Genomic DNA, 12,452 nt, shown 5'->3' with positions numbered 1-12,452 from the left:
CGGCCGGCTTAATCGCAGCCTGGCCCGCTATATCCATGTGCTGGCCAAGCGGCCGGCTTAATCGCAGCCTGGCCCGTTATATCCATGTGCTAGCCAAGCATCCGGATTAATCGCAGCCTGGCCCGCTATATCTATGTGCTGGCCAAGAGGCCGGCTTAGTGGGCCAAAGGACCGTGAGGTCCCTGGCCAAGGGGGGCCTTGGCGGCGCGGGTTATCGCCCCTTGCAGGTATTGATGGGCCAACACTGCCGCCAGGGCCAAAGGCCGGCCCTTGGCTAATTCGGTGGCAAGGGCGGCGGCCAGGGTGCAGCCGGTGCCGTGCAGCTGGTTGCTGCGCTGGCGCCGGGCCGTCAGGCTGGTCAGGCGCTGCCCGTCCCAAAGCCAGTCACGCAGTATGGCCCCCTCCCCATGGCCCCCTTTGAGCAGGAAGGGGCAGGGCAGGGCTTCTTGTAGCGCCGCGACCAGGGTCTCGGCAGGCAGATGCTGACCCAGCAGGCTGGCGGCCTCCGGCAGGTTGGGAGTCAGCAGGCTGACCCTTGGCAGCAAGGTGCGGATGGCCTCTAGGGCCCCCAATTTCATGCCGCTGCTGGCGCTCAGCACCGGGTCCAGCACCAGGGGCACCGCAGAGGGCAGGGCCTTGAGGGTATCGGCCACTGCTTCGGCGATGGCCGGGCTGCCCAGCATGCCGACTTTGACGGCAAGGGGGGCAATGTCGCCCAGCACCCCGTTAAGTTGTGCTGCCACCAGGCTGGGAGGCAGCAACTCCAACTGGCTGACCCCATGGGTATTTTGTACGGTAAGGGCGGTGGGAACGGCCATGGCATAGCCCCCCAGGGCCTGGCAGCTCTTGATGTCGGCCTGGATCCCGGCCCCGCCGCTGGGGTCGGAGCCGCCGATAAAGAGCACGGGATAACGCATAAACAGTCCTGTGGCAGCGGTCGTTAAAGGCTAATGGTCGGCCAAGGCAGAGCCGTCCGCAAGAACCATCATCAGGAGGCAAGATGTTCAAGGGAAAACGGATTTGGATAACCGGGGCGTCCAGCGGCATAGGCCAGGCCCTGGCCGAGCAGCTGGCGGCCCAAGGAGCCTTGCTGGTACTGAGTGCCCGTCGCAGGGCGCAGCTGCAACAACTGGCTGAGAGCCTGCCAGGGCAGGGCCATCAGGTACTGCCCCTGGACTTGGCGGATCTGGACGATGCCTTGCCCAAGGCCAGGGCGGTCTTAGCCGACCACCCGGTGGATATCCTTATCAACAATGCTGGTATCTCTCAGCGCAGCCGGGTGCAGGACACCGACCTTGCCGTCTACCGGCGCCTGATGGAAGTGGACTATTTTGCGGTAGTGGCCCTGACTCAACTGGTGTTGCCGACCCTGCTGGCCAAGGGCCAGGGCCAGGTGGTGACGGTGGCTTCGGTAGCCGGCAAGGTGGGGTCCAAGTTGCGCTCAGGGTATTCTGGGGCCAAGTTTGCCGCCGTCGGCTTTATGGACTGCCTGCGTGCCGAAGTGGCCGGGCAGGGGGTGGGCTGTTTGACGGTCTTTCCCGGTTACGTGCAGACCGACATCGCCAAAGCGGCCCTGACCGCCACCGGCCAGGCCCAGGACCATTCCGATCCCGGCGTGGATGGCGGCATCAGCCCGGGCCAATGTGCCCAAGCCATAGTTCAGGCCATGGCCAAGGGTAAGGACGAACTGATCGTCGGACGTGGCATCTCGGTGCTGGCCCCTCGGCTACAGCGATTCTTCCCGGGGCTGGTGCGCAAAATGGTGGCCCGTAGCCAGTACACCTGAAGCCGCAGCCGTTGCCTGGAAGCGGCGGCCTTGGCACAATTCGCCCATTGACGTTTTTTCAAGGAATGACATGCCTTATCACGCCCTTTTGTCCCTCTGGACCCAACCTCGCGCCACCCTGCACGAGGTGATGCGCCACCGCCCCGGCAACAGCTCTGTGGGCCTGGTGGTTGTGGCGGGCTACCTGTGGTTTGCCCAGCAGTTCCTTATTCAGGACATCGGCTCCTTGCTGGTCACTTTTGCCCTGCTGGCCCTGCCCATCGGCGCTATTGTGCTGCTTTATTTCCAGGCCTGGGCAATACGTCATGTTTGCCGCTGGTTCGACGGTAAGGGGGACGGCCTGGCGATCCGGGCTTCCCTGGCCTGGGGCGGGGTACCTGCCATGGTGGGCATGGTGTTGTGGTTGCTGGGCTACCTGCTTTACGGTGACGACATGTTGTGGATGGAACAGATCCCGGCTCAAGCCCCCGAAAATAGCGCCGCCCTGCTGCTGGGGCTGTTGGGGGCGGCTTTTAACATCCACGGCCTGGTGGTGACCTGCAAGATGCTGTCTGAAGCCAACGGCTTTAATGCCTGGATAGCCTTTGCCGCCATGCTGGTGACGGTGATGCTAGTGGTGGCTGCCGCCATGGTAGTGGCGATGCCCCTGGTGATGTTGTTCGGCCCAAGCATGATGGGTTAATGCCGCTCTGCCAAACCGGATGAAAAGCCGCCCCTGGGGCGGCTTTTTGCTGGGCGGGCATTTCCGTCGCGCCAGGATGGCTTTTGGCCGTGGGCGCTTTGGCACCGGCACCGTGCGTGGTAACGTGCTTTTAACCAAAATAACAAGAGAAACAAGGATATGCGTAAGTTCATGCTGAGCGCCCTGGCGCTGGCCCTGTTGGGCTGCCAGGACAAGGCCGACACCCAGGCGCCCGCCGCCACAGCCCCAGCGGCCCAAAGCCAGGTCGAGGCCACCCCGGTGGCGCAGCTGCCCCGCTGGGCCGAGCCCAGCCATTACCAGCTGACCCTCTGGGTAGACCCGGACCAGCCCGGTTTCAAAGGCCAGGGGGAAATAGCCCTGCAATTGACCCAGGCCAGCGACCATCTGTGGCTACATGCCAAGGACATGAGCCAACTGGACATCAAGGTGGTTACCGCCGAGGGTGAAATCCTGGACACCCAGGTTGAGGACAAGGACGACACCGGCGTTATCCGCCTGGCCCTACCCAAGACCCTCAGCCCCCAGCAGCTGACCCTGAAATTCGACTACCAGGCCCCCTACAACCAGTCCCTCGAGGGTCTTTACAAGGTCAGCGAAGGGGGCCGTAACTACGCCTTTACCCAGTTCGAGTCCATCGACGCCCGCCGTGCCTTCCCGGGCTTTGACGAGCCCAGCTTCAAGGTGCCTTTTGACCTGACCCTGGTGGTACCCAAGGCCATGAAGGCCGTGGCCAACACCCCCGAGGTGGCCCGCCGTGAAGAAGGCGAGCTGGCTTATGTCCAGTTTGCCACCACCAAACCTCTGCCCACCTACCTGCTGGCCTTTGCGGTGGGGGACCTGGACATAGTGCAGTGGCAGGACTTGCCCAAGACCGCAGTGCGTGAGCGCAGCGTGCCGTTGCGGGGAGTGGCGGTGCACGGTAAGGGTGACAAGCTCAAGTTTGCCCTTGAAAACACCGCCGGTATCGTCGAAACCCTGGAAAACTACTTCGGTATTCCCTATCCCTACCAGAAGCTCGACATCATAGCGGTACCGGACTTTGCCGCCGGCGCCATGGAAAACCCCGGTGCCATCACCTATCGCGAACAGCTGCTGTTGATGGACGACAGCGCCCCCTTCTGGCAAAAGCGCTCCTACGCATCGGTCCATGCCCATGAGCTGGCACACCAATGGTTTGGCGACCTGGTGACCATGCCCTGGTGGACCGACATCTGGCTCAACGAAGCCTTCGCCACCTGGGCCGGCAACAAGGCCGCCGCCAAGTGGGGGCCGGACTGGGGTTATGACCTTGGCATAGCCCAGGGTGGCCAGCGGGCCATGGGGGCCGACTCCCTGGTCAACATGCGCGAAATTCGCCAGCCCATACTGCACAACGCCGACATCTCCAACGCCTTTGACGGCATCACCTACCAAAAAGGTGGCGCCGTGCTGCAGATGTTCGAGCACTTCGTCGGCCCCGAGGTCTTCCAAAAAGGGGTACACCAATACCTGACCGACCATGCCTGGGGGAACGCCAGCGCCGAGGATTTTGTGGGGGCCATCGCCAAGGCGGCGGACAACGACGCCGTCAACCAGGCCTTTATGAGCTTTCTGACCCAGACCGGCGTGCCCAAGGTGGCCATCGAGCGCCACTGCCAGGACGGCAAGGCCGAGCTCAAGGTCACCCAGAGCCGCTATTTGCCCCTGGGCTCCAAGGGCGATGCCAACCGCACCTGGGATCTGCCGTTCTGTTTTGAGGCCGACGGTGAGCGCCACTGCCAGTTGCTGACCGAAAAACAAAGCACCCTGGCCCTGAACAGCTGCCCCAGCACCTTGCTACCCAACGCCGGTGGCACCGGTTACTACCGCTTTAGCCTGGATGACTGGCAGCCGCTTTTTGCCACCCTGCCGACCCTGGGCAAGGCCGAGGCCCTGGGGGTGCTGGACAGCTTCAATGCCGCCTTGTCTGACGGCAGCCTGCCCCTGGACAGCTACCTGGCGCAAGTGCCGGCCATCGCCCAGCTCAAAGACCGAGAGCTGGCTACGGCGCCCCTGGGCCAGCTGGGCTTTATCCTGGCCCACCAGGCCAAGGACAAGGACGCCCTGCGCGGCCAGTTCCAGGCCTGGTATGGCCCGCGCCTAGCTGCCCTTGGCCTGGCCGCCAAGGCCGGTGAGTCCAAGGACGACACCTTGCTGCGCAGCACCCTGGCCGCCTTCCTGGCGGACAAGGCCCGTACTCCGGCCTTGCGCAGCGCCCTGTCCGCTGCCGCCGAGGCCCACCTGGCCGGCAAGGACGCGGGCATAGCCCCGGACCTGATTGGCCTGGCGCTGGAAGTCTGGGTGCAGGACAAGGGCCAACCGGCCTTTGATAGCCTCAAGGCGCGGCTGATGGCAAGCCAAGACGCCGTGGTGCGCCAGCGCGCCCTGCAAGCCCTGGCCAGCGTTGAGGCGCCGGCCCTGGCGGCCCAGGCCCGGGACTTGGCCCTGGCCGAGGGGCTGAGGGTCAACGAGCGCTTTATGCTGATGGGGGGCCAGGCCTACGGCCTGGAGACCATGGCGGACACCTACCAGTGGTTCAAGGAACATCGCCAGGGTGTGGAAGCCGTCTGGCCCGCCTCTGGCCGCAAGCGCATCGTCTCGGGCTTCAGCGGCTTTTGCAGCCTGGATAAGGCCAAGGATCTTGAGGCCTACTTTGGCCAACTGGCCTATGAAGGGGGCGAGCGCAACCTCAAGGCGGCAGTGGAGAGCATCGAACTCTGTGCCGCCCGCGCCGGCCAATAACCTTCACCTTGATAGCAAGCCCCCGTCAGGGGGCTTTTTTGTCAGCCGACCTTCACCTCTTTGTCATAAAAAAGCATAGAAATGCTTTCATTTCGGCTATTTATTGCCCACCCTGCCCATGGCGCCTATCTTGTTAAGTGGTCTGTTCTGTTCGCACCTTCACAGGGGATGTCGCCATGCTTTATCAATTCCACGCCAATGTTCAGCAAGCCCTCCAACCCTGGCACCTTTGGGCCCAGGCCTTGCGTAAACACCTGACCCTGCCTTGGAGCCTGGCCCCCTATACCCAGACCGGACGCACCCTGCTGGCGGGCGTGGAGCTGTTCGAACGCTGCACCAACAACTACGAAAAACCCGAGTTCGGATTGAGTTCCACCCAGATTGACGGGCGCACCGTCATGGTCCGTGAGCAGGTGGCCGCCACCAAGCCCTTCTGCGAGCTCAAGCATTTTCGCCGGTTCAGCACCCGCCAGGACCCCAAGGTGCTGCTGGTGGCGCCCCTGTCCGGGCACTTTGCCACCCTGCTAAGGGGCACGGTGGCTCATTTCCTGCCCGACCATGAGGTCTATATCACCGACTGGGTCAACGCCAGGGACGTGCCCCTTAGCGAAGGGGAGTTCAGCTTTGATGACTATGTCAGCTATGTGATGGACTTTATCGGATTGCTGGGCCCGGATGTGCATGTGGTGGCGGTTTGCCAGCCGTCGGTGCCGGTGCTGGTGGCCTGCGCCAAGCTGGCCATGGACCAAAGCCCCAAGCAGCCTTTGACCCTGACTCTGATGGGGGGGCCTGTGGATACCCGCATCAACCCCACCGAGATGAACGACTACGCCTCGGACCACGACCTGGAATGGTTCCAGGAAAACGTCGTCTGCACGGTGCCGGATTATTTCGCCGGGGCCGGGCAGCAGGTCTACCCCGGCTTTATCCAGCTGTCCGGTTTTATGATGATGAACCCGGATCTGCATATTCGTAAGCACTTCAAATTCTTCGAAGATCTCATCCGCGGTGACGGCGACAGCGCCGAAGCCCACCGCAGCTTTTACAACGAATACCTGGCGGTAATGGACCTGCCGGCCCGTTTCTACCTGGATACGGTGGAAAAGGTCTTTATCGAGCACCTGCTGCCCCAGGGCAAGATGACCTACAGGGGAGAGCCGGTGGATCTGGGGGCCATTGAGAAGACGGCGCTGATGACCATCGAAGGGGAGTTTGACGACATTACCGGCATGGGCCAGACCCAGGCCGCCCAGCAGTTATGCAGCGGCATAGCCCCGGCGCGCAAGCTTCACTACGTGCAGCTGGGGGTAGGGCACTACGGCATCTTTAACGGCCGGCGCTTTCGCGAAGAGGTGGGGCCACGGATCAAGGCCTTTATGACCAAGCACACCAAGGCCCCGGCCCCCCGCAAAAGCCGTAGCCAGGGGGCGGCCAAGGACAACCCTAGCGCTTGACCCTCTTACGCCACATCAAGTAGCCGGACAGGGCCATCAGGCAGGGGAAGAAGCCGACGATACACCACAGTACCCGGGTGACAAGGCCGCCGAAGGTGCCGTAATGGAGGGGCTTAAAGGTGTCTTCAAACTGGTAGATGACGCCTGCCTCGGTCACGTCCAACAGGCCGGTGCGCTGGCCGCTCTGGTCGTCGAAGCTGGCGATGGAGCCGTAGAGGCTGCGCAGGCTGCTGGCCTGTACCTGGTGCCCGAACAGGTGTATGCCCGGAAAGCTCTTGTCGGGGAAACGGATATAGGTGGCTTCAAAACCCGGCAGTGCTTGGCGGGCCTCGCTGAGCATGGCATCAAAGTCCAGATCGCTGCGGTAGTAACGGTGGGTCAGTTTGAACTCACTATGATCCGGCTCAAGGGCCTCATGGAGCAAATGGTCTATGTTCCACCAGGCGCCGGTAAAACCCAGTACCAGGAAGATGGGTGCGCCGCTGATCCCCAGCATTTTGTGCAGATCACTCAGGAAAAGCCGCAGGCTCTTGCCCCAGCGCAGGGTGAAAAAGGTCTTCCAGAAATGGCGGTGCAAAATCACCCCAGTCACTCCCAGGGCCAGGAACAACAAGGACACCAGCGCCCCTACGGCTATGCCCACAGGGCCTGCCAGGAAGGTGTAATGGAATTCCAGCAACCAGTCGGTCAAGTAGTGGATGGTGGAGACGGGGGGGCTTAGTAGCTGGCCGTTACTGGGGTCGATAAAGGCTTTTTGCCAGTCGTAGGTGCCCATCTTGGCCACATAGATGCGGTCGGCCTGGCCTGGGGCTTCGGCGGGCTGCCAGCCGAGGATCTCGTGGTCCCCCAGGGCGCCTTGGGCTTGGCGCACCAGTTGGTTCAGGGGCAGGCGCTCGGGAGCGGCGGCCTGCACCACCTCGGGCATCAGTAGGCCGTCGATTTCGGCCTTGAACACCAGCAGGCTGCCGGTCAGGGCAATAAGGAACAGGGGCAAGGCGGCGGCCAGGCCAAAATAGCCGTGCCATTTCCAAAGGGTGCGACGCACTGATTCTCCGGGTCTGAAGTGTCTGTCTGGCGGGGCGATGTTAGCAAAGCTGAGAATGGTTTTCATTATGCTCATGCAGGCGCAGGGGTGAACGGCCTGTTACATAAGACATAGCGAAAGGACGCGCAGGGTGGCCACGAGCATCTATGCTCTTGAGTGTGCAACGAATTCAGCAACCTTGGCACTATGACAACAAGAAAGATCCGAATCCTTCCTTCTCAGCTCTGCGTCGGCCTCTATGTGGACTTGTCCCTCAGTTGGGTCAAGCATCCCTTTATGTTCAGCCGCTTCAAGATCCGCTCGGACGACCAGGTGGCACTGATCCAGACCCTGGGCCTACAGGCGGTCACCGTCTACTTGGATAAATCCGACGCCGAGCCCCTGCCGGTGCAAGCCATGGCGACCGAGCCAGAGACCCAGCCCCAGGTGGACAAGGACGCCGCCTTTTTGGAAAAAGAGCGCAAGATAGAGCGCCAGAAGGCCTACATGCGGGAGCTGCACAAGGTCAGCCAGGACTTCCAACGCACCGTCGCCAACGTCAAGGCGGTGATGCAGGACATGCAGCGCCGCCCCTTGACCGCCTTGGAAGACGCTGAAAGCCTGGTCAACGATATTGCCGAAGAGATAGTCAGCCAGGCCGACGTGGTGCTGCACCTGATGAACGAGCCCAAGGGCGACGACGGCTTTTACTGCCACAGCCTCAATGTGTCGGTGATGGCGATGCTGGTGGCCAAGACGGCGGGCATGAGCCAGGAAGAAATCAAACTCTGTGGCCTCGGGGGCATCTTCCATGACTTGGGCAAGCTCAAGGTGCCCACCGCCATACTGCGAAAAACAGAAGCCCTTAGCGAAGCGGAGTTCAATTTTTTAAAGCTGCATACCCAGTATGGGGTGGAGCTGGCCAGCCGCCATGGGGACTTTCCGGCCCGGGTCCTCAATATCGTCTTGCAGCACCATGAACGCCTGGACGGCAGTGGTTATCCCAAGGGCCTGAAAAAAGGGGAGATAGACATATTGTCGCAGCTGGTGGCGGTGGCCAATGAGTATGACAACCTGTGCCACGGCCGGCGTGACAGGCCAGGGATGCCACCCCATGCGGTACTGGCTATTCTGTTTCGCAAAGGGAAAGACCAGTTCAACCAGGAATTGGTGCAGCATTTTATCCGGGTGCTGGGAGTCTATCCCCCCGGCACCCTGGTGCAACTGAGTAACGACCAATACGGCCTGGTGATGACGGTCAATGCCAGCCGCCTGCTAAGCCCGGCGGTATTGGTTTACGACCCGGCTGTGCCCAGGGACCAGGCCGCCATTATCGACCTGGAGGAGGAAGACCTGACCGTTAAGGCAACGGTCAAGGCCAGTGCCCTGCCGGCCGCCGTCTTCGACTACCTCAAGCCCCGCAGCGACATCAGCTATTTCCTGCCCCTGGGCCGCAAAGCCTGATCACTGCCCCTGGCGGGACTGGGCTATGTAGAAGCGGGCCCGCTGGGCCTTTTCCAGGCAAGAGTCATAGCGTTCTATGGTCTGCTGACCCTTGGCCAGGGACAGCAGACCCACCGCCTTGGTGTAACTGACGGTGCCGGCAAAGCCCTCGGCCTTGGCCAAGTCCAGCTCCTGCCAGGCGCTGTCCAGCTCACTGGCACAGCTGGCGCGGCCACCCTGGGTTGCAGAACAGCCCGCCAGCAGCAGGGGAATAAGGAAGAAGATTTTCTTGTTCATAGTGTTAGCTCCCAATCTGGCACCACTTTAGCACTGACATTCTTGGTAACACAGTCTGGCTTTTAGGCACCTGACATCTTGGTTATGGTAAGGCGTTTTCACAAGGAGTGTTGCTATGCGCAAGTCACTAGGATGCCTGCTGGGATTGTCCCTGGCGGCCACCCAGGTGCAGGCGGGGCCAGAAGAGGTCAACCGCTTCACCCTGGACAACGGTATGGAAGTACTGGTGGTGGAGGACCATTCCATCCCCAACGCCAACATGTACCTGTTCTGGAAAGTGGGTTCCCGCAATGAAAGGCCCGGTATCACCGGCCTGTCCCACTTTTTTGAACACATGATGTTCAACGGCGCCAAAAAATACGGCCCGGGCCAGTTCGACAAGGTGATGGAAGCGGCCGGTGGCGCCAATAATGCCTACACCAGCGAAGACGTCACCGTTTATACCGACTGGTTCCCTGCCCAAAGCCTGGAGACCATCTTCGACTTGGAAGCCGACCGCATCGCCCACCTGGCCATAGACCCGAAAAGGGTGGCCTCCGAACGGGAAGTGGTGGCCTCAGAGCGCACCACCGGCCTTGAAAACTCCAACTGGCGCACCCTCTCGGAAGAGGTCAAAGGGGTGGCTTTTCGCGCCCACCCCTATTCCTGGTCGGTCATCGGCCACGAGTCCGATATCAAGGCCTGGCGCCAAGAGGACCTGGAAAGCTACCACCGCACCTATTATGCCCCCAATAACGCCCTGGTAGTGGTGGCAGGTGATGTGACCACAGCCAAGGTAAAAGAACTGGCCAAGCGCTATTTTGCCCCCATACCGGCCCAGGCGCCGCCATTGCCTGTGGTGACGGTGGAACCCCAGCAGAAAGGGGAGCGCCGCCTCTATGTCCATAAGGCGTCGGTGACCAGCCCCAACCTGATGGTGGCCTACCATGTCCCCGCCACCAAGGACGCCGATACCCCGGCCCTGCAACTGCTGGTGAGCATTCTGGCCGGCGGTAAAAGCGGCCGCTTGAAAAAGGCCCTTATCGACGAGCAGAAGCTGGCAACGGATGTTGAAGCCTATCTGCCGGACACTTTTGATCCCAACCTCTTTTACCTCTACGCCGTTGCCACCCCAGGTACCGACCAGCAAGCCCTGGAAAAAGGCCTGCTGGCGGAAGTGGCCCGCATTCGTGACCAGGGGGTCAGCGTCCAGGAGCTGGATAAGGCCCGTAACCTGATGCTGATGCAAAGTTACGGGGAGCTTGAAACCATCAATGGCAAGGCCAATGCCCTTGGCACCTACGCCCTTTACTACGGGGACTATCGCAAGCTCTACACCCTGGGCCAGGATTTTGACAAGGTCAGCCCAGCTGACATCCAGCGGGTGGCCAAGGCCTACCTGACCAAGGCCAACCGTACCGTCGGGGTATTGGGCAGTAAGGAGGATCTGGAATGAAAGCACTGACCTTTACCCTGGGGCTGGCCCTGTCCGCCAAGGCCATGGCTGCCGGTTACAAGTTGCCTGAGGTGACCAAGGCCCAGTGGCCAAACGGCGCCCAGGTGCAGCTGATGGAGCAGCACGAGGTGCCCCTGGTCAATATTGACCTTTTGGTCAGAACCGGGGCCCTTTATGACCGCAAGGAAGGCCAGGCCTGGATGACGGCCCAGAGCCTGTTGCTGGGGTCCAAAAAGCACGATAAAGCGGCCTTGGAAGCCCTGCTCGACAGCATGGGCGCCGAACTGGATGTCAAACCCGGCCTCGAAGGCACCCGTATCCATGCCCGCTTCTTGAAAAAAGACAGCGACACCATGATAGGGCTGTTGGCCGAGGTGCTGACCCAACCGCGCTTTGACCCCAAAGACGTGGCCGATCTCAAAGCCCGCCGCCTGGCGAGCCTGGCCCAGGAAAGAGAAAGCCCCAAAGCGGTGGTTTCGCCTTATTTCAACCGCCTGTTGTGGGGGGACAGTCCCTTTGCCAATCCTGTGGGGGGCAGTGAGAAAGGGGTGCAGGCCCTGGAGTTGGCGGACATCAAAGCCTTCTACCAAGACTGGTATCGCCCCCAAAACCTGGTGATCAGCGCCGTCGGCGACTTCGAAGCCGCCAGCTATGCCAAGAGCCTGCAAAAGGCCCTGGGCCAGTGGCAGCCCAAGGGCGAAAGCCCGAAGATCAAGCTTGGCATTCCCAAGGCGCCCACCAAGGCCAGGGTGCTGCTGGTCAACAAGAGTGATGCCATAGAGACCACCTTTATCATCGGCGGCCCCGGCATTGCGGCCAACGACCCCGATTGGACCCAGGTGCAGGTGCTCAACACCGTCCTTGGCGGGCGCTTTACCTCCTGGCTCAACGACGCCTTGCGGGTCAAAGCCGGCCTGACCTACGGGGCCCGCTCCGGCTTTGACGGCCAGCGTCAGCTGGGGGATTTCAGCATCTTTACCTTCACCAAGACCGCCACCAGTAAGGAAGCCATCGACCTTGCCCTCAAGACCTACCAGGGGCTGTTTGACGGCCGCCTGGACCAGGCCACCCTGGACTCGGCCAAGGCTTACGTGAAAGGCCAGTTCCCGCCGCGTCTGGAAACCAGCGGCCAGCTGTCGGCGGCGCTGAGCAACATGGCGTTGTATGGTTACGGCCCCGAGCGCATCGACGATTTTGCCGCCCAGGTGGACGCCCTGACCCTCAGCAGTGCCAAGACCTTGGTCGCCAGGGCCTTCCCTAAAGACCAGCTGCAGCTAGTACTGGTAGGCAAGGCGGATGCCTTGCGGGACCTGGCCGCCCAGTACGGCGAGGTTACGGAAGTGGATATCAAGTCTACCGACTTCCGCTTTTGATAAGACCTTGTAAGGCAATACAAAAAGGGATAGCGTTTGCTATCCTTTTTTTAACAAAAAAATACAACCTTGTTTGCCGCAACTGAGAATAAGCACAATGCACAATAAGACATTCGGGACGGTGTTGCTGGCATCCTTGGCATTGACTGGCTGTGCCAAGACCACGCCCACCACTCA

At 61.3% G+C, this 12,452-nt stretch carries 10 protein-coding genes; 7 read left to right on the top strand and 3 right to left on the bottom strand.

Annotation, left to right across the window (positions count from 1 at the left end; all coding sequences use genetic code 11):
* Positions 1-155: 155 nt before the first annotated feature.
* A complete protein-coding gene (gene thiD, locus B3C1_RS13100) occupies positions 156-917 on the bottom strand; it encodes a bifunctional hydroxymethylpyrimidine kinase/phosphomethylpyrimidine kinase (protein WP_008485377.1) in 762 nt (253 codons plus the stop codon).
* Positions 918-1,000: 83 nt separating this feature from the next.
* On the opposite strand from thiD, the gene B3C1_RS13095 reads away from it, so the two are divergent.
* From B3C1_RS13095 to B3C1_RS13080, 4 genes are all read left to right on the top strand, one after another.
* Positions 1,001-1,786, top strand: a complete 786-nt coding sequence (locus B3C1_RS13095; protein ID WP_008485376.1) for an SDR family oxidoreductase — start codon at positions 1,001-1,003, stop codon at positions 1,784-1,786.
* 70 nt (positions 1,787-1,856) lie between these two features.
* Positions 1,857-2,468 carry a YIP1 family protein gene (locus tag B3C1_RS13090; RefSeq protein WP_008485375.1) on the top strand — a complete coding sequence of 204 codons (612 nt, stop codon included), beginning with the start codon at positions 1,857-1,859 and terminating at the stop codon, positions 2,466-2,468.
* 159 nt (positions 2,469-2,627) lie between these two features.
* Complete coding sequence (locus tag B3C1_RS13085; protein ID WP_008485374.1) at positions 2,628-5,249, top strand: M1 family metallopeptidase; 2,622 nt, start codon at positions 2,628-2,630, stop codon at positions 5,247-5,249.
* A gap of 176 nt (positions 5,250-5,425) precedes the next feature.
* Positions 5,426-6,703, top strand: coding sequence for a polyhydroxyalkanoate depolymerase (locus B3C1_RS13080; RefSeq protein ID WP_008485372.1), 1,278 nt, complete (start codon positions 5,426-5,428; stop codon positions 6,701-6,703).
* Here B3C1_RS13080 and B3C1_RS13075 read toward each other — a convergent pair.
* A complete protein-coding gene (locus B3C1_RS13075) occupies positions 6,693-7,748 on the bottom strand; it encodes a PepSY-associated TM helix domain-containing protein (RefSeq protein WP_008485370.1) in 1,056 nt (351 codons plus the stop codon). The genes B3C1_RS13080 and B3C1_RS13075 overlap by 11 nt on opposite strands.
* A gap of 186 nt (positions 7,749-7,934) precedes the next feature.
* Here B3C1_RS13075 and B3C1_RS13070 point away from each other — a divergent pair, with 186 nt between their 5' ends.
* Positions 7,935-9,191 (top strand): cyclic di-GMP phosphodiesterase, encoded by a 1,257-nt coding sequence (locus B3C1_RS13070; protein WP_035482143.1) that lies wholly within the window; start codon positions 7,935-7,937, stop codon positions 9,189-9,191.
* Here the strand turns inward: B3C1_RS13070 and B3C1_RS13065 are convergent, their stop codons facing one another.
* A complete protein-coding gene (locus B3C1_RS13065; RefSeq protein WP_008485368.1) occupies positions 9,192-9,467 on the bottom strand; it encodes a hypothetical protein in 276 nt (91 codons plus the stop codon).
* A gap of 115 nt (positions 9,468-9,582) precedes the next feature.
* Here B3C1_RS13065 and B3C1_RS13060 point away from each other — a divergent pair, with 115 nt between their 5' ends.
* Both B3C1_RS13060 and B3C1_RS13055 read left to right on the top strand, forming a co-directional pair.
* On the top strand, positions 9,583-10,902 hold the full coding sequence (locus B3C1_RS13060; protein ID WP_008485367.1) for a M16 family metallopeptidase: 1,320 nt from the start codon (positions 9,583-9,585) through the stop codon (positions 10,900-10,902).
* The gene (locus B3C1_RS13055; protein WP_008485366.1) at positions 10,899-12,275 is read left to right on the top strand and encodes a M16 family metallopeptidase; all 1,377 of its coding nucleotides are present in this window, start codon (positions 10,899-10,901) and stop codon (positions 12,273-12,275) included. Before B3C1_RS13060 ends, B3C1_RS13055 begins: the two co-directional genes overlap by 4 nt.
* Positions 12,276-12,452 lie beyond the last annotated feature (177 nt).

Origin of the sequence: Gallaecimonas xiamenensis 3-C-1 (assembly GCF_000299915.1) — a bacterium.
Taxonomy (GTDB): Bacteria; Pseudomonadota; Gammaproteobacteria; order Enterobacterales; family Gallaecimonadaceae; genus Gallaecimonas; species Gallaecimonas xiamenensis.
The sequence above is the reverse complement of the archived record's forward strand: the minus strand, read 5'-3'. Positions and strand labels throughout refer to the sequence as shown.

Coding starts and splice junctions, on each gene's coding strand:
- B3C1_RS13070 (WP_035482143.1), top strand. CDS start 7,935: ATGACAACAAGAAAGATCCGAATCCTTCCTTCTCAGCTCTGCGTCGGC.
- B3C1_RS13080 (WP_008485372.1), top strand. CDS start 5,426: ATGCTTTATCAATTCCACGCCAATGTTCAGCAAGCCCTCCAACCCTGG.
- B3C1_RS13095 (WP_008485376.1), top strand. CDS start 1,001: ATGTTCAAGGGAAAACGGATTTGGATAACCGGGGCGTCCAGCGGCATA.
- thiD (WP_008485377.1), bottom strand. CDS start 917: ATGCGTTATCCCGTGCTCTTTATCGGCGGCTCCGACCCCAGCGGCGGG.
- B3C1_RS13055 (WP_008485366.1), top strand. CDS start 10,899: ATGAAAGCACTGACCTTTACCCTGGGGCTGGCCCTGTCCGCCAAGGCC.
- B3C1_RS13060 (WP_008485367.1), top strand. CDS start 9,583: ATGCGCAAGTCACTAGGATGCCTGCTGGGATTGTCCCTGGCGGCCACC.
- B3C1_RS13085 (WP_008485374.1), top strand. CDS start 2,628: ATGCGTAAGTTCATGCTGAGCGCCCTGGCGCTGGCCCTGTTGGGCTGC.
- B3C1_RS13065 (WP_008485368.1), bottom strand. CDS start 9,467: ATGAACAAGAAAATCTTCTTCCTTATTCCCCTGCTGCTGGCGGGCTGT.
- B3C1_RS13090 (WP_008485375.1), top strand. CDS start 1,857: ATGCCTTATCACGCCCTTTTGTCCCTCTGGACCCAACCTCGCGCCACC.